The organism is Aminobacter aminovorans, from assembly GCF_900445235.1.
Classification (GTDB): domain Bacteria; phylum Pseudomonadota; class Alphaproteobacteria; order Rhizobiales; family Rhizobiaceae; genus Aminobacter; species Aminobacter aminovorans.
The window spans coordinates 2,821,097-2,837,949 of record NZ_UFSM01000001.1; the positions used below are offsets into that span (position 1 = coordinate 2,821,097).

The following is a 16,853-nucleotide window of genomic DNA, read 5'->3' on the forward strand; positions in this document are numbered from 1 at the left end:
ATTTGGTCTCTTCCGTCGATGTCTTTGGACCGGCTTGGAAATGGGCGCTATGCTAGTTTCCGGCAAAGGGCTCTGCGGCACCTTCTGCCGCCGCGCCGTCATGTCAACCGCTCCACAAGGATCGCCATGCAAGCGCTCGACGCCATCCGCCAGGAAATTCGCGCCAACTACCTCCCGGACGAAGCAGAAGCCGTGAAGCGGCTGGCTGCCACCGCATCGCTCAGCAAGGACGACCGTGCGGCGATCTCGGCCCGTGCCGCCGATCTCGTGCGTGCCGTGCGCGGCTCGACCGATCCCAGGCTGATGGAGGTTTTCCTCTCCGCCTACGGCCTTTCGACCAAGGAAGGCGTGGCGTTGATGTGTCTGGCCGAGGCGCTGCTGCGCGTGCCCGACACCGAGACGATGGACGACCTGATCAAGGACAAGATCGCGCCGCATGACTGGTCGTCGCATTCGGGCGGTTCGAGCTCGATCTTCGTCAATGCGTCGACCTGGGCGCTGATGCTGACCGGTCGCGTGCTCGACGAAGGCGAGGGCTCGATCGAGCGCACCTTGCGCTCGATGGTCCGCCGCCTCGGCGAGCCGGTGATCCGCACCGCGGTCGCCGCCGCCATGCGCGAGATGGGCGAACAGTTCGTCCTCGGCCGCACCATCACCGAGGCCGTCAAGCGCGGCCGCTCGATGATCCAGAAGGGCTATCTCTATTCCTTCGACATGCTGGGCGAGGCCGCCCGTACCGAGACCGACGCGCTGCGCTACCACCGCGCCTATGCCGAGGCGATTTCGTCGCTCGACAATGGCACCAACGGCCCCGACATCCGCTACAACCACGGCATTTCGGTCAAGCTGTCGGCGCTGCATCCCCGCTACGAGGTCTCGCACAAGGACGAGATGCTGCCTGTCATGACCGAGCGCCTGCTGTCGCTGTGCCTCGCCGCCAAGCATGCGCGCATGGGCCTCAACATCGATGCCGAGGAAGCTGACCGGCTCGACCTGTCGCTTGATGTCATTGCGGCCGTGCTGGCCAATCCGCAGCTCGAAGGCTGGAACGGTTTCGGCGTCGTCGTCCAGGCCTACGGCCCGCGCACGGCCTTTGTCATCGACTGGCTCTATGCGCTCGCCAACAAGCTCGACCGCAACATCATGGTGCGCCTGGTCAAGGGCGCCTACTGGGACACCGAGATCAAGCGCGCCCAGACGATGGGCTTGCCGGGTTATCCGGTGTTCACCCGCAAGGCCAATACCGACGTTTCCTATATGGCCTGCGCCCGCAAGCTGTTGTCGATGACGGACCGCATCTACCCGCAGTTCGCCACTCACAACGCCCACACCGTCGCCGCCATCCTGTCGATGGCCACGGACCGCACCTCATTCGAGTTCCAGCGCCTGCACGGCATGGGCGAGGCGCTGCACGAGACGGTGCGCAAGGCAGAGGGCACGCGCTGCCGCATCTATGCGCCGGTCGGCGCGCATTCCGACCTGCTTGCCTATCTGGTCCGCCGACTGCTTGAGAACGGCGCCAACTCGTCCTTCGTCCACCAGCTGACCGACGAGGACGTGGCGCCCGAAGACATCGCCCGCGACCCGCTCGACACGGTGGAGACGCAAGGGACGGCATCCAATCCGTCGATCCCGACGCCGGCGGCGATCTTCGGCGCCGGCCGCATCAACGCCAAGGGGTGGGACATTACCGACCCGGTGACGCTGGCCGCGCTCGACAAGGCCAAGGCGGAGTTCAAGGGCCCCGAGCGCTGGACCGCCAAGCCGGTTACCCGCGCCGCCGGCTACGGCGCCTCGCGCAAGGTGATCAATCCAGCCAGGCCCGACGACATCGTCGGCACGGTGACCGAGGCTGCGGCGAAGCAGATGCCGACGGCCGTGCGTTTCGCCATCGAGGCGCAGCCGGCCTGGGCGAAGAAGCCGGTTGCCGAACGCGCCGCAATCCTGCGCCGCACGGCCGATCTCTACGAGGCCAATGCCGCCGAGTTCTTTGCACTCGCCACACGCGAGGCCGGCAAGTCGTTGTCGGACGGCGTCGCCGAGGTGCGCGAGGCGGTCGACTTCCTGCGTTACTACGCTGCCGAAGCCGAGAAGACCGAGGCCGGCACCGAGGCGCGCGGTGCCATCGTCTGCATTTCGCCGTGGAATTTCCCGCTCGCCATCTTCACCGGCCAGATCGCGGCGGCCCTGGTCACCGGCAATTCGGTCATTGCCAAGCCGGCCGAGCAGACGCCGCTGATTGCCGCGCGTGCGGTGGCCCTGATGCGCGAGGCCGGCGTGCCGGAAGACGTGATCCAGCTCCTGCCGGGCGACGGCCCGACCGTCGGCGCACCGCTGACGGCCGATCCGCGCATCGCCGGTGTCTGCTTCACCGGCTCGACGGACGTCGCCAAGCTGATCGAAAAGCAACTGGCCGAGACGGCGGCGCCCGACGCGATGCTGATCGCCGAGACCGGCGGCCTCAACGCGATGGTCGTCGATTCCACCGCATTGCCCGAGCAGGCGATCCGCGACGTGGTGGCCTCGTCGTTCCAGAGCGCCGGCCAGCGCTGCTCGGCCCTGCGCGTGCTCTACGTCCAGACCGATGTCGAAAAGAAGATGGTCGAGATGCTGAAAGGCGCCATGGATGCGCTGACCATCGGCGATCCGTGGCAGTTGTCGACCGACGTCGGCCCGGTCATCGACGAGGAAGCGCAGAGCTCGATCCGCGATTATTGCGCTGCGATGGAAGCCAAGGGCAAGCTGATCGCCAAGCTCGACGCGCCGGCCGATGGCCGCTTCGTCGCGCCGCATGTCTTCAAGGTCAAGGGCATCGAGGAGATGGAGCGCGAGGTCTTCGGACCGGTGCTGCATGTCGCGACCTTCGAGGCCGATGAGATCGACGACATCATTTCGGCGATCAACCGCAAGGGCTACGGCCTGACCTTCGGCCTGCACACCCGCATCGAGGGCCGCGTCCAGCACATCGTCGACGGCATCCATGCCGGCAACATCTATGTCAACCGCAACCAGATCGGCGCCGTCGTCGGCTCGCAGCCTTTTGGCGGCGAGGGGCTGTCGGGGACCGGGCCGAAGGCCGGCGGACCGCACTATCTCCGTCGTTTCCGCAAGTCGCCCGAGGCGGGCGCGCTGTTGCCGGAAGGCCGCAAGGTCACCGCGACCGAACTGGTCGACAATCTCGTCGATGCCGGCGAGTGGTCGACGCGGACCGACCGCATCGCCGTGCTGCGCAAGCATCTGCGCGGCAAGGGCGCTCAGGCCATCGCGGCTGCGGCGAGCATCGACTTCGGCCAGGTTGACCTGCCCGGACCGACCGGCGAGGCGAACACGCTGTCGCTCAACCCGCGCGGGCGCGTTCTGTGCCTTGGCCCTGACGCCGAGACCCTGCTTGCCCAGGCGATCCAGGCGCTGGCCGCCGGCAATGCGGTCCTGGCCGTTGCGCCCGGTGCGCCGGCCGCCGTCCATGCCCTGATGGGCAAGGATTTGCCGATCGCCGCGATCGACGGTCGCCCCGACCCGGTGGAAGCACGCGCGCTGGCTGTCGATGTCGTGGCTTATTCGGGCACCGAAGAGAGCACGCGCATCGTCCGCAAGGTCATCGCCGAGCGCAAGGGGCCGATCGTTCCGCTGATCAGCGAGGTGATCTACCCGGCCGCCTACGCCCACGAACGCGCTGTCTGCGTCGACACGACGGCCGCCGGCGGCAACGCCAGCCTGCTGGCATCTGCGTAAGCATCGCCCCGAGATCGGCAGCCGGTTTTCGGGCAGGACGTTGGGACAACGCAAAAGGGGCAGGTCTGGGCCTGCCCTTTTTTCAACTTTCTTCCGGCGCGCAGCCGAAGCGCAGCAGATTACCATGCGGGTCGTGGATGTAGAATTCCTTCATCTTCCATGGCCGCACGGTGAACGGGCTGAGCCGTTCCACCCCGCGCGCCGAAAATTCGGCGTGCAGGGCGGGAACCTCGCCGCCCCTGATGTAGCAGGACGTCACCTCCGGCAATTTGCGGTCGTCCGACTTCCAGAAATGCATCTCGATCTCGCCGCGCCGCACGATCAGATAGTCGTCCATGTCAGGACCGACGACCGCGAAGCCCAGCCTGTCGCGATAGAAGTCGCGGCTCTTGCCGATGTCGGGCGAGGGCATGACCGGAATGCTGCGGGCGAGGTCGGTCAATCGTCAGGCGCCTTCGACGACCGAGAAGCCCTCGAACTGCGGATGGCCGACATAGGATGCCTTGGACGAACCGGCGTTCTTGTGGGCGTTGCGGAAGTTTTCCGACTTGGTCCAGGCGACGAAGTCGTCTTGGCTCGCCCAGATCGTGTGCGAGGCATAGAGCGTATAGCCTTCGGCTTCGTTCACCGGGCCGCGCAGCAGGTGGAATTCACGAAAGCCCTTCATCTCGTTCAGCGACGAGTCGCGGTTCCTCCAGACGTCTTCAAAGGCCGTCTCGGAGCCGTTCTGCACCTTGAAGCGGTTCATTGCGATGTACATGGTCTTCCTTTCAACGGGTCTTGCGTTGCGCTGTTGTAGTCTTTTGAGCGCTGCGTAGCGACACAACATTGGCGCCGATGTGGTCTCCGGCAAAGGTCGGGTTCGGGCCGGCCTGGGTCGTCGACTGGGCACGGTAGCTGGCCAGGTCGGTGACGTTTTCACTCGCCCTGATCGCCGCCAGGCGGTCGAACAGCGCGCGCATCTCGGGCAGCAGGCCATCGCCCCGGCGTTTCACCATCTGATCGAATTTGTTCAGTCCGAACATGCGTTTATGCCTTTCGATGCGGCGCGCGCCGGGGGACAGGAGTCTGGGCAAGGCTGGTCTCAGATGCCGAAGGCGATGCCGGACTTCGTTTCGGTCCGCAGCGCCTTGAGGCAGGCCGCCGCGTCGATCCCGCCGCCGGCGCAATCGGTGGCCTGGTTGATCAGGACACGGCTGACCTTGGTGCAGTCGGTGCCCGACAGGTCGAAGCGCGTGACCTTGGTCTTGCCGGCCGGCAGGTCCTTGAAATCGAGCACCGTCAGCCTGTCGACGACGCCCGCCTCGTTGAACAGCGCAATCTCGAACGCCGCCTTGGACAGTGCGGCGCCGAGATTGTTGGTGACGACGAAGGTGAAGCGGCAGCCCTTGTCGGAGGGCTGAGCAGCGTTGAGCTCAAGCACAAGTGCCGGGGCGGGCGGGGCGCTCTGGGCGCCCGCCATGGCCGTGGCGGCAAGCAGTGCTGCCGCGACCAGGGGCGACAACGCGTTCACGCCAAAGCGCACGATTACCACCCGAACTGCTTGGACAGGGAGACCTTGAACGTGCGGCCCTTGGCATCGTCGTTCATCAGAAACTCCTTGTACTGCTTATTGAAGATGTTATCGACGCCGAAATTGGCTTCCCAGCCGGCGAGCTGGCCGTCCTGCGGCTTCCAGGTGACGAAGATGTCGTGGGTGTTGAAGGCCTTGGCGAAGCGTGTCGAGGTGGGATCGCTGACCGGGGCGGAGGTTCCGTCGCGCGCGGCATCCTGCGGGCCGGCCACGATGCGTGCCTTCCAGCCGAACGAAAGGTCGTAGTCAGGCAGCTTGCCTCCGAGCGTCAGTGCCAGCTCGTGTGGCGCCACGGTCGTCAGATAGGCATCGGTAAGTTTGTTCTTGCCGACGACGTAGGAATAAGCCGCGTTGGCGAAAACATAATCGGAATCATATGCCGCCTCGATCTCGAAGCCATAAATCTCGGCTTGGTCGATGTTGGTGAAACCCTGCTTGTTGTTGAACCCTGGCAGGAAGGGACGGTTCAGGGCGATAAGGTCCTTCACGTCGTTGTAGAAGCCTGTGACTTTCACCTGGCCGCTGTCACCATCCTGCGCGAGGTCGAACCCAGACAGCGCAAAACCGGCCTCGAAATTGTTCGACTGTTCTTTCCTGAGCCCAAGGCTTGGCAGGAACGTCGATGACGAGCTGGCGGTGGAGAACACTTCGTCGATGGTCGGGAACCGCTCCGTATGGGCGATGGAGCCGAAAACGGCGAAGGTGTCATTGATCTTGTAGTGGGCGGCAATCTTTGGCGAGAAGGCGGTGTCGTCACTGGATGGCGCGTTCAAGGCATCGTCCGGCGTCAGCTTGTGCCAGTCGAGACGCATGCCGGGGATGACGGTCAGCCGATCGTCCCAGACGAACTCGTTCTGAACGAACACACCTGTCTTGAGGTCCGTGCCCTGGGGATGGAAGGTGACCGGGAACTGCGTTCCATCATTGCGGAAAGCCTCGGCCTTACGGGTCTGGTAGCTCGACTGCGAACCGACCGTCAGGTGGTTTCCCCAATTGTCGCCAGCCCACTCCATGGTGTTCTGGGCATTGAATTGCCAGGTTTCATAGCCGTAGTTCGAGTCGCAGACGACGGCGAACGAGCCGGTGCCGCAGCCCGGGTTTCCCGGGCCCGGGTTACGCAGATCCGCGTTGCGCTGCTCGTTGTAGGTATTGGAATATGATGCCGACACCTTCACGTCGAGCATGTCGTTGTCAGAGAACGGATTCTCGTAAGACGCCACGGCCGTGCGGTCTATGATGTGACGGTCGATAAGGCCAAAGAACGCGGCGGCGCTCGTCTGCGACAGCTGCTGATCTTCGAGGTCGGAATCCCACTGCTGGTAGGAAAGCCGCAGCTTGCCCTCGTCGCCGACATTGAACGTGCCCTTGGCGAGACCGGACCAGGCCTTGAAATTGGTGCCGATGACTTCCTTGCCGTTGCCGGATTCATAAGGGTCGGAAGCGCGGTAGTTGCCGGTCAACAGGAACTCGGCGTTGTCGCCAAGCCGTTGGGCAAGCACGGAATTCAGCAGGTAGCTATTGCCGTTGCTGTTCCAGGAGCTCTTCAGGCGCAGGGCGCCGGTCTGTCCTTCGGCGATGAAGTCGGAGGCATCCTTGGTCTCGAAATTGATGACGCCGCCGAGGGCGCCCGAACCGTAGAGCGTCGAGGAGGCCGGTCCGCGGAGCACTTCGACGCGCTTGTAGAGTTCCGGATCCGAGAAGAACGATCCCAGGCGATATTGCTCGTAGAATTTCTGCGCGCCATCGACATTGACGATGATGCGGCCGCCGTCGCCGGTGTTTTCGGGCGCGCCGATGCCACGGATGTTGAAGCTCTGGCCAAGCAGTCTGTCGGAGCCGGTCACGTTGACGCCGGGCGTCGCGCGGATGATCTCGCCGACCGTCTCGGGCTGAAGGCGGTCGATGTCTTCCTGATCGATGACAGTCACCGCCTGTGGCGTATCGATCGCGACCTTGGCGACGCCGGCGCTGACAACGAGGCGCTGGAGCACGGTGACGCGCGGCTTTTTATCCTGCTCAGTGGTTTTGGCTTCCTGCGCGTAGGCCGCGTGCGCGCCCACGAACACCGCCATTGCCGCTCCGCTCAGCAGAGCTGCCTTACTCCGACCAACTAGCCCCATTTCCCACTCCAAAAATGTCTCGTGCTGGCTCGCTTTTCGCTCGCTAGCAATTTTTCGCTCGCCGGCTGCGTCTTAATCTTGACTTGATCACTCCGGTATTGCACTGACTAATAAACATGAATGTTCGAGTCAACTAATAGATTCAGACATGAGGGCCTCGTCCGGGCTTTTCCGGCGCGGCGGACGGATGAAGGAGTGGAATGAGATGAATTCACACAATCCGAACCATTTCCGTTCTGGCCAATTCCGGCACGGATACCGCCGGCCCGAAGGCCAGGTTGCGGCGCGTCCGATCGCCGGATCCCTCGCGGTCAGGACCTTGACCAGCGAGTCGCTGTTTCTCGGAGATTTCGAGATCGGCATCGACCATGGCGGCGCTCTCTACCGCCTGAAGATTACCCGTCAGGGCAAGCTCATTCTCAACAAATAGGTGTTTTCAAATGGACCAGCGCGTAAGGCCCAACCCACACGAAATCAGGCGGGCGCGAACTGACAACCCCAAGATGCGCGAGCGCGATCTCGCCAGCCAGCTCGGCATTTCCGAAGCTGAACTGGTGGCCGCGCATTGCGGCGAGGGTGCCGTTCGCATCGAACCGCGCGTCAATGACCTGCTCGCCGGCATCGAGGCCGTTGGCGAGGTCATGGCCCTGACCCGCAATGAAAGCGCGGTCCACGAGAAGATCGGCATCTACGACAAGGTCGTGCCCGGTACGCAGGCCGCGATGGTGCTCGGTGAACAGATAGACCTCCGGATCTTTCCGAGGGCCTGGGTCCATGGTTTTGCCGTGGAAAAGCGCGACGGCGACGACATCCGCCGCAGCCTGCAGTTCTTCGATGCCGCCGGCATGGCGGTGCACAAGATCCATCTGCGCCCCGAGTCCAATCTCTACGCCTATCAGAAGCTGGTCGAAACGCTGATCAGCGACAACCAGGATCCTGCCATCGTGACGGTTCCTTCCGTCGTGAAGTCGGCGGACGAGGAGACGTCGACCGGTGTCGAGGAACTGCGCGACCGCTGGAGCAAGCTGACCGACACGCATGAGTTCTTCGGCATGCTGAAGTCGCTCAAGCTCGGTCGCCAGCAGGCCATGCGCATGGTCGGCCAGGACTACGCCTGGAGGTTGGAGCATGACGCGTTGCCGGCGGTGTTCGACCGGGCTGCGGCCAGCGGACAGCTGATCATGTGCTTTGTCGGCAATCATGGCTGCATCCAGATCCACTCCGGCTCGGTCAAGAACATCAAGCCGATGGGTCCGTGGCTCAATGTGATGGATGAGACGTTCCACCTGCATCTCAGGACCGATCACGTCCACGAGCTGTGGGCGGTTCGCAAGCCGACCAAGGACGGCCATGTCACCTCGGTCGAGGCCTATGATCGCAATGGCGAGATGATCATCCAGTTCTTCGGCAAGCGTAAGGAAGGTCACGACGAGCGTGCGGATTGGCGCGATCTTGTCGAGTCCCTGCCGGTTGCGCAGCAGAACGCGGCCTGAGGAGCATGACGATGTCGACACCCCAACGGCTGCTTCGCTCAGCCGCTTTAGGCCTGTCGGTGCTGCTGGCAAGCGGGTCGGCCGGCTTGGCGCTTGAGGGCGCCACCGTACTTCCTGACCGCAGCCGCGTCGCCTCCGTCGGCGGCTCGATCACCGAAATCGTCTATGCGCTCGGCGAAGAGGGGGCGCTCGTTGCCCGGGATTCGACCAGCGTCTATCCGGAAGCGGTGTTCAAGCTTCCCGACGTCGGCTACATGCGGGCGCTGTCGCCCGAAGGTGTGCTGTCGGTCAACCCGACCGGCATCCTGGCGCTCGAGGGCAGCGGCCCGAAGGAGGCGATCGACGTCCTCAAGAAGGCCAGCGTTCCCTACATCCAGGTGCCGGAAGGCTTCAGCCATGACGGCATCCTCCAGAAGATCCGCATCGTCGGCAAGGCGCTCGGCGCCGATGCAAAGGCCGAGGCGCTGGCCGCCGAGACCGGCAAGCAACTGTCGGATGCGGAGGCGCTGACCAAGGACATTGCGCAAAGCGAGCGCAAGCGCGTGCTGTTCATCCTCAGCATGCAGGGCGGCAAAATCCTGGCGTCCGGCAACCATACGGCTGCCGACGGCATCATCGCGCTGGCCGGTGCCGTCAATGCGGTCGAGGGCTACCCCGGCTACAAGCAGCTCACCGACGAGGCGGCGATCACCGCCAGGCCCGACGTGATCCTGATGATGGATCGCGGCGGCGGCACCGCCGTTCCCGACGACGAGCTGTTTGCCCATCCGGCTATCGCCTCGACGCCGGCCGGTCAGGCCAGGCGCGTGATCCGCATGGACGGTGCCTACCTGCTCGGCTTTGGTCCGCGCACGGCCGCCGCGATCAAGGATCTGGCCGTTGCGCTCTATGGCGACGCGATCAAGAAGTAAGGCCGGGACAGTGGTGGATCAAACGATCGCCGGCGACGCCGGCGTGCAGGAGAGGGGGCGCCGTGTCGACGGCGACCGCTCCGCCCGTGCCTTGCTGGTCATCGGCCTGCTTGCCCTGGCGCTGGCCGCAACGGCGCTGTTCAGCCTGACATGGGGCGCATCCGACGCCTCGGCGCTGGGACTCGTTCGCAGCTGGCTGTTCGGCGCGACGCCGGGCAATGAGGCGTTGTCGATGCGCGACAGCGTCATCGTCTACGACATTCGCCTGCCGCGCATCGTGCTGGGCATGCTGGTGGGCGCTGCGCTTGCCGTATCGGGCGCTGTCATGCAGGGGCTGTTCCGCAATCCGCTGGCCGATCCCGGCCTTGTCGGTGTATCGGCAGGTGCTGGCCTGGGCGCCGTATCGGTGATCGTGCTGGGCGCAACCGTGCTTGCACCGTTCACGGCGCTGCTCGGCAGCTACGCGCTGCCATTCGCGGCGTTTGGCGGTGGCCTGCTCACCACCATCATCCTCTACAATGTCGCCACGCGGCAGGGGCGCACTTCGATCGCCACCATGCTCTTGGCCGGCATCGCGCTGGGCGCGATGGCCATGGCCCTGACAGGCGTACTGGTCTACATCGCCGACGACAGGCAATTGCGCGACCTGACATTCTGGCAGCTCGGCTCGCTGGCCGGTGCGACCTGGCTGAAGATCGCGGGTGCCGGGCCGATCATCATCCTGGCGCTGGCGACGACACCTTTCATGGCCAAGGGGCTGAATGCACTTGCCTTGGGCGAGGCGACGGCAAGCCATCTCGGCGTTCCGGTCCAACGGCTGAAATATGTCGCGATCGTCGCGGTTTCGGCGGCAATCGGCGCCTCGGTGGCGGTTAGTGGCGGCATCGGCTTCGTCGGCATCGTCGTGCCGCATCTGCTGCGCCTGGCGATCGGACCCGACAACCGCTACCTCTTGCCGGCGTCGGCGCTTCTGGGCGCATGCCTGCTGCTGTTGGCGGATGCGGTGAGCCGCACCATCGTAGCACCCGCCGAGTTGCCGATCGGCATCGTCACCGCCGCCGTCGGTGGCCCGTTCTTCCTGTGGATATTGCTGCGTAAGCGCGGCGTCGTGGATCTTTGATGCGGCGAACTGTGAGGTACTCATGATCGAAGCACGCCAGGTTTCGGTGTCGATCGGCAGCACGCGCATCGTCAGCGATGTGGATTTCACCGTGCGTCCGGGTGAACTGGCAGCGATCGTCGGACCCAACGGCTCCGGCAAGACGACCTTCCTGAGGGCGCTGACGGGCGAACTCGCCTATTCGGGACAGGTATCGCTCAATGGCCGCGATCAGGCCAAGCTCAAGCCATGGGAAGCGGCAAGCATCCGTGCGGTGCTGCCGCAGTCGACGGCGCTGTCGTTTCCCTTCACCGTCCGCGAGATCGTCAAGCTTGGCGTGACGGGCGGGCGCTCAGGCGCATTGGCGGGCGAGGACGACCGGCTGCCGGAGCGGGCGCTGGCCCGGGTCGATCTCGAAGGCTTTGCCGGACGCTTCTATCAGGAGCTTTCAGGCGGCGAACAGCAGCGCGTGCAGCTTGCCCGCGTATTGTGCCAGGTGTGGGCGCCGGTGCTGGACGGGCAGCCACGCTATCTGTTCCTCGACGAGCCGGTGTCGAGCCTCGACATCAAGCACCAACTGATCATCATGAACATCGCCCGCGATTTCGCGCGGCGCGGCGGCGGCGTTGTCGCCATTCTGCACGACCTTAATCTGACGGCGATGTATGCCGACCAGATCTGCGTCATGCATCGCGGCAAGCTTGCGGCCGCGGGTGCCCCGCAGGTCGTGCTCACCGATGGTCTGATCGAAAAGGTGTTCGGCTGCCGGCTGCGCGTCGGTGCGCTGCCTCAGGGGGATATCCCGTTCGTGCTGCCGCAATCGGCCGTGGCCTGAAGCCTTTGCACTTGGCCAGGGCGTGTCAGCTGGCCAGGGCGCTGGGCTCGGGGAAGTGCAGCCCGAGCAGGTCGCGCATGTTGGGACGTGCAGCGACCAGATCGGCGATGGTGTAGCGCGCCAGCACTTCGAAGAAGGCGTTGAGCGCTTCGCGCAGGGCGGAATTCAGGCCGCAGCTGTCGACAAGCGGGCACTCGGCGGCATCGTTCTCGAAGCACTCGGCCATGGCGAAGCTCTCTTCGGTGACGCGGACGACGTCGAAGAGAGAGATCTGGTCGGCCGGCTTGGCCAGGCGCACGCCGCCGTTGCGGCCACGCACCGTCTCGACAAGCTTGGCTTCGACCAGCGGCTGCAGGATTTTGAACAGGAAAAGTTCCGACACCGTATAGGCAGCGGCGATTTCAGGAACGCGGCTCAGCCGTCCTTCGTTGGCCGCGCAATACATCAGGATGCGCATGGCGTAGTTGGTCTGGCGTGTGAGGCGCATTGCGTGTTCCCTGCTCTGCGATGAGTCCGCGAGTCCGGCTAATATGGCCCATACCTTAGAACAATTCCAGACAGGGTTTCAAATTATATATGACGACGACAGTCATATTTGTTGCGCATAGCAGCCTTGCATTTACGTAAAGGTCAAAGCGGTTGATTTTGATGCTGCGCTGCACAATATTGGCCGTGTCGGGAGTCGGAGACCCCGGGAGTCGGAGACTCAGGGAGGAACCCATGAGGACTGCGACATGGAACGGATCCTACGTACACGAAGGCCATTGACGGGCGTAATCCGTCAGCTGCGGCCGTCCGATCTGCCCCGCTTTGCCGAACATCTGCTGAGACTGGACGACCAGAGCCGGCGCGACCGCTTCAACGGCCTGACCCATGACGGCTTTCTCCAAGCCTATGCCGAGCGCAGCTTCCGCGAGGGGGCGACGGTCATCGGCTATGTCGAGGGCGACAAGGTACTTGCCGCAGCCGAGCTGCACGAACGCGCCGAAGAGAGCGAGCCGACTGCCGAAATCGCCTTCAGCGTCGAGCACAAGATCCAGAACCTGGGCATCGGCGGACGGCTTTTCCAGCGCCTCGTTGCCCAGGCGAGGGGGCTCGGCTACCTCAGGCTGCAGGTGACGACGCACGCCAACAACAGCGCCATGAAGGCGCTGGCCCGGCGTTTCAATGCCAAACTCAGCTTCCAGCACGGCGAAACCAACGGCATCATCGAACTCGACGGCGAGGCAGGCCTCGATGCCGACTGGCGCGCGCCCGCCGGTCTCGGCAGGCGCGGTGCCGGCAAGGCCATCGCTGCCTGACCTGCCTCGACGAGGTGCGGCTGCGCTCATCGATGCGTCGAGATCGGCGATCCCCGTCGACTGGGTTTGCGCGCTCCCGGCATGAGCTTTTCAAGCACAGGCTTTTCAGGATGAGGACGCCCGATTTGCCGCAAGGGTTGCAATCGGCCGCGCCGTCTCGATATCTGACCGCATGAGACATGTTTGTCGCGTCGGCCCGGCTGCCGCGGGCGAGGGCGGGAAATGAGCAAGGACGGACCTGGAATGGTTGCAGCAAACGGCAACGCCATGCCCACGGCCTTGCGCGCCTTGAGTGCCGACGAGGCGACAAAACTGTCCGCCCTGCGGCGGACAAAGTTCATCGCAACCGGCGCGCTGGTCGTCTGCGTTGCCATCTTTGCCATCGCCAAGTCGCTGCAGGGGCGCTGGCCGTGGCTCGGTTTTGTCGCCGCCTTTGCTGAGGCAGCGACGATCGGCGGCCTCGCCGACTGGTATGCCGTCGTGGCGCTGTTCAAGCGGCCGCTCGGGCTGCCGATCCCGCATACGGCAATCATTCCATCCAATCAGAACCGGATCGCCGACAATCTCGGCCGTTTCATCGAGGCAAACTTCCTGGCACCGGAGCCGGTGCGGCAGAAGCTCAAGGACGTGGATTTCGCAGCGCTCGTCGCCGATTGGCTGTCGGACCGCCAAAGGGCGGAGGGGCTGTCGGTTTTTGTCGGGCGGCTGGTGCCGCAAATGCTGCAGGCGATCGAGGGCTCCGGCCTGCGCGAATTCGCAACCCGCCGCATGCTCGATCGTATCGGCAAGGTCGAGGTAGCGCCGCTGGCGGCAGAGCTTCTGACGGCCTTCACCGAAGACCGCCGCCACCAGCGCCTGCTCGACGAGTTCACCAAGATCATCGGCAACTTCCTCAGCGACGAGCAGGCCTTGGCCGTGCTGCGCGAGAAGATCAGGGAGGAACTGCCGTCGGTGTTCAATCTGTTCCGGGCCGATGCCTATCTGCTCAAGCGGATCGTGGCGTCGGCAGCGACGCTGCTTGAAGATGTCAGGGGCGATCCCGACCATCCGCTGCGCGCCGAGTTCGACCAGTTCGTCCACGGCTTCATCGACCAGCTTCGCCATTCGCCTGACTATGCCAAGCGCGCCGAGCAGCTGAAGCGCAACTTCCTCGCCCGCCCGGAACTGCGCGGGCTGGCGCAGGATGTCTGGAAAAGCATGCGCGGCTTCATCGAACAGGACGTCGCATCGCCCCAGTCGATGACGCGAAAGCACCTGACCAGCCTGTTCGTCGAAGTCGGCCAGAACCTGGCGCGCGATCCCCATATCCGTGCCGACATGAATGCCGGTTTCGTCGTGGCGCTCGCTTCGTTCGTCGAAAGCCAGAAGAGTGGCGTATCCGGCTTCATCTCCGAGCAGGTCAAGCGCTGGGACCTTGGCCAGTTGACCCGGCTGATCGAGATCAACATCGGTCGCGATCTGCAATATATACGCTTCAACGGCATGCTGATCGGCGGTCTCGCCGGTCTGGCGCTTTATTCGGTCGAGTTGCTGGTGCTTGCGAATTGACCGGCCGCCTTGCTCGTCTATTCTGACCTGGCGACCTCCGGGGGACGCCCGGAGCCAAACGGGAGCGAACCATGGCGAAGAAGCCGGAACCGGAATCCTTCATGGATATGTTTTCGAAATTCGGGCGCGACCTGAAGATGCCCGCGGTCGATGTCGACACGATCATCGGCCATCACCGCAAGAACCTTGAAGCCCTGGAAAAATCGGTCAGGGCAACCGCCTCCGGTGCGTCGTCGCTGGTGGCGAAGCAGCGCGAGATGCTGCAGGACACCCTGCATGAGATCACCGAGGCCGCCCAGGGGCTTCGGGCGCCCGGCAATCCGCAGGAGCTGATCTCCAAGCAGGCCGAATTCGCCAAGCGCTCCTTCGAGGCTGCAGTCAAGAATGCCGGCGAGGTGGCCGCGATCGTGCGCAAATCCGGCACGGAATCGGTCGATATCCTGCGCGGCCGCATCCATGAATCGATCGAGGAAATCCGCGACAGCTTCGACAAGAAAAAGTAACCCGTCCCGGTCCGGCCCTGACCTCAGCTCTCCTGTGGGTTTCGCGACAGGGCTCGCGCATTGCCCGCTGTCGGATGCTATGGAAGACTGATCACCATCGGAACGCGGTGCGTCCGTCCGGGCGCACAAGGACGCTTTAACACTCTGAATCCGGCTATTGTGCCTTCCGCGAATCGACGCAGATTCGCGGACGGGCGCAGCAGGGTTCAACTGGGGTAGAGGATGAAGGTAGGCATCGAGATGGGAGCGGCGTCCGGCGGGACGAAGGCTCAGCTTGATCTCGAAGAACTATTGGCGACCCGTTTGCTGGTTCAAGGCAATTCGGGTTCGGGAAAGTCGCATCTGTTGCGTCGCCTGCTCGAACAGAGCGCGCCGTGGGTGCAGCAGTGCGTCATCGACCCCGAGGGCGATTTCGTCACGCTCGCCGACAAGTTCGGGCATGTCGTCGTCGACGCCCAGCGCACCGAGGCCGAATTGACCCGCATCGCCGGCCGCATCCGCCAGCATCGCGTTTCGGTCGTGCTCAATCTTGAAGGCCTCGACGTCGAGCAGCAGATGCGCGGCGCCGCGGCCTTCCTGAACGGCATGTTCGATGCCGAGCGCGATTTCTGGTACCCGGTTCTGGTCGTCGTCGACGAGGCGCAGCTGTTTGCGCCGGCCATTGCCGGCGAGGTCTCCGACGAGGCGCGGAAAATCTCGCTTGGCGCGATGACCAACCTGATGTGCCGCGGCCGCAAGCGCGGCCTAGCCGGCGTCATCGCCACCCAGCGCCTGGCCAAGCTCGCCAAGAACGTTGCCGCCGAGGCGTCCAACTTCCTGATGGGCCGCACCTTCCTCGACATCGACATGGCGCGTGCCGCCGACCTGCTCGGCATGGAGCGGCGCCAGGCCGAAATGTTCCGCGATCTGGCGCGCGGCAATTTCATCGCGCTTGGACCGGCGATGTCGCGCAGGCCGCTGCCGGTCGCCATCGGCCCGGTGGAGACATCGGCACGTTCGGTCAGCCCCAAGCTGATGCCGCTGCCAGACGCCAGCGAAGACACGCGCGATCTGATCTTTGCGCCGGCGCCGCTGGAAACGCGCCAGACCGTCCGGCGCACGGCGCCGCCCGCGCCGACGCCGACCGCCGACATCATCGCCCAGCTTTCCCAATTGCGCGCCGAGGCTTCGGCGCCGGTCGCCGAGCCGATCTTCCCGCTGTTCGACGAGGCCGAGCGCGAGGCCCTGATCGACACGATCGTGCGCGAGATGGTCGAAGATCCCGATGCGGCGTTCCGCACCGATGCCGTGCTATACCAGGATTTTCTCGTCCGCTGCCGCATCAAGCGCTTGCAGGGCGAGCCGCCGGCGCTGTCGATGTTCCGCCGCCGCTACGCCGTGGCGCGCTCGGGCATCGATGAGGAAACCGCATCGAGCGACACCTGGCAGCAGGCGCTCGGTATGTCCGTGGCACTTCCCGAGGACCTGCAGGCGGTGTTCCTGATCGTTGCCCAGGCAGCGGTCAAAGGCGCGCCTTGCCCCTCCGACGCCGCGATCGCGCACGCCTATGGCAGCCATTCGGCGCGCCGGGCGCGGCGGCTGCTGACCTATTTCGAGGAACAGGGGCTGGTTGTCGTGCGCACCGATTTCCACGGCAAGCGCTCGGTGGCGTTCCCAGAACTGGGCTGCGAAACCGCCCCCGGCGACCCCGAGAGAACCGACGATCTACCTGAGCGGGAGGCTGCGGAATAGCCCTTTC

The 16,853-nt window shown here is 64.4% G+C and carries 16 protein-coding genes; 10 read left to right on the forward strand and 6 right to left on the reverse strand.

Going from position 1 to position 16,853, the window contains the following annotated elements:
• Positions 1-126 precede the first annotated feature (126 nt).
• Complete coding sequence (gene putA / locus DY201_RS13865; protein ID WP_115731703.1) at positions 127-3,732, forward strand: bifunctional proline dehydrogenase/L-glutamate gamma-semialdehyde dehydrogenase PutA; 3,606 nt, start codon at positions 127-129, stop codon at positions 3,730-3,732.
• A gap of 82 nt (positions 3,733-3,814) precedes the next feature.
• Here putA and DY201_RS13870 read toward each other — a convergent pair whose 3' ends face one another.
• The 5 genes from DY201_RS13870 to DY201_RS13890 all read right to left on the reverse strand — a co-directional run bounded on the left by DY201_RS13870 (position 3,815) and on the right by DY201_RS13890 (position 7,377).
• Entirely contained in the window at positions 3,815-4,174 is a 360-nt protein-coding gene (locus DY201_RS13870; protein WP_245431994.1) for a bleomycin resistance protein, read from the reverse strand.
• Between the two features lie 3 nt (positions 4,175-4,177).
• Complete coding sequence (gene hmuQ / locus DY201_RS13875) at positions 4,178-4,492, reverse strand: heme-degrading protein HmuQ (RefSeq protein ID WP_115731704.1); 315 nt, start codon at positions 4,490-4,492, stop codon at positions 4,178-4,180.
• Between the two features lie 10 nt (positions 4,493-4,502).
• Positions 4,503-4,757, reverse strand: coding sequence for a hypothetical protein (locus DY201_RS13880; protein ID WP_115731705.1), 255 nt, complete (start codon positions 4,755-4,757; stop codon positions 4,503-4,505).
• Between the two features lie 59 nt (positions 4,758-4,816).
• Positions 4,817-5,194, reverse strand: a complete 378-nt coding sequence (locus tag DY201_RS13885) for a hypothetical protein (RefSeq protein WP_165915892.1) — start codon at positions 5,192-5,194, stop codon at positions 4,817-4,819.
• A 65-nt stretch (positions 5,195-5,259) separates the two neighbouring features.
• Positions 5,260-7,377 (reverse strand): TonB-dependent hemoglobin/transferrin/lactoferrin family receptor, encoded by a 2,118-nt coding sequence (locus DY201_RS13890; RefSeq protein ID WP_207904331.1) that lies wholly within the window; start codon positions 7,375-7,377, stop codon positions 5,260-5,262.
• Positions 7,378-7,630: 253 nt separating this feature from the next.
• Between DY201_RS13890 and hemP the strand changes: the two genes are divergently transcribed.
• From hemP to DY201_RS13915, 5 genes are read left to right on the forward strand one after another with little or no spacing between them, the layout of a single operon-like run.
• Positions 7,631-7,855: a hemin uptake protein HemP gene (gene hemP / locus DY201_RS13895; protein ID WP_067966393.1), complete on the forward strand. Its 225-nt coding sequence runs from the start codon at positions 7,631-7,633 to the stop codon at positions 7,853-7,855.
• A gap of 10 nt (positions 7,856-7,865) precedes the next feature.
• Positions 7,866-8,918: a hemin-degrading factor gene (locus DY201_RS13900; RefSeq protein WP_115731707.1), complete on the forward strand. Its 1,053-nt coding sequence runs from the start codon at positions 7,866-7,868 to the stop codon at positions 8,916-8,918.
• 11 nt (positions 8,919-8,929) lie between these two features.
• A complete protein-coding gene (locus DY201_RS13905) occupies positions 8,930-9,829 on the forward strand; it encodes a heme/hemin ABC transporter substrate-binding protein (RefSeq protein WP_425358726.1) in 900 nt (299 codons plus the stop codon).
• 10 nt (positions 9,830-9,839) lie between these two features.
• Positions 9,840-10,949: a FecCD family ABC transporter permease gene (locus tag DY201_RS13910; RefSeq protein ID WP_115731709.1), complete on the forward strand. Its 1,110-nt coding sequence runs from the start codon at positions 9,840-9,842 to the stop codon at positions 10,947-10,949.
• A gap of 22 nt (positions 10,950-10,971) precedes the next feature.
• Complete coding sequence (locus DY201_RS13915; RefSeq protein WP_115731710.1) at positions 10,972-11,763, forward strand: heme ABC transporter ATP-binding protein; 792 nt, start codon at positions 10,972-10,974, stop codon at positions 11,761-11,763.
• Positions 11,764-11,788: 25 nt separating this feature from the next.
• Here DY201_RS13915 and rirA read toward each other — a convergent pair whose 3' ends face one another.
• Entirely contained in the window at positions 11,789-12,250 is a 462-nt protein-coding gene (rirA, locus tag DY201_RS13920) for an iron-responsive transcriptional regulator RirA (RefSeq protein WP_067961133.1), read from the reverse strand.
• 277 nt (positions 12,251-12,527) lie between these two features.
• Between rirA and DY201_RS13925 the strand changes: the two genes are divergently transcribed.
• The 4 genes from DY201_RS13925 to DY201_RS13940 all read left to right on the forward strand — a co-directional run bounded on the left by DY201_RS13925 (position 12,528) and on the right by DY201_RS13940 (position 16,846).
• Positions 12,528-13,064 (forward strand): GNAT family N-acetyltransferase, encoded by a 537-nt coding sequence (locus tag DY201_RS13925; RefSeq protein WP_245431995.1) that lies wholly within the window; start codon positions 12,528-12,530, stop codon positions 13,062-13,064.
• A 243-nt stretch (positions 13,065-13,307) separates the two neighbouring features.
• On the forward strand, positions 13,308-14,612 hold the full coding sequence (locus DY201_RS13930) for a DUF445 domain-containing protein (RefSeq protein ID WP_425358727.1): 1,305 nt from the start codon (positions 13,308-13,310) through the stop codon (positions 14,610-14,612).
• 71 nt (positions 14,613-14,683) lie between these two features.
• Entirely contained in the window at positions 14,684-15,115 is a 432-nt protein-coding gene (locus DY201_RS13935; RefSeq protein ID WP_115731712.1) for a phasin family protein, read from the forward strand.
• A 222-nt stretch (positions 15,116-15,337) separates the two neighbouring features.
• The gene (locus DY201_RS13940) at positions 15,338-16,846 is read left to right on the forward strand and encodes a helicase HerA domain-containing protein (protein ID WP_115731713.1); all 1,509 of its coding nucleotides are present in this window, start codon (positions 15,338-15,340) and stop codon (positions 16,844-16,846) included.
• The last annotated feature ends 7 nt before the right edge of the window (positions 16,847-16,853 follow it).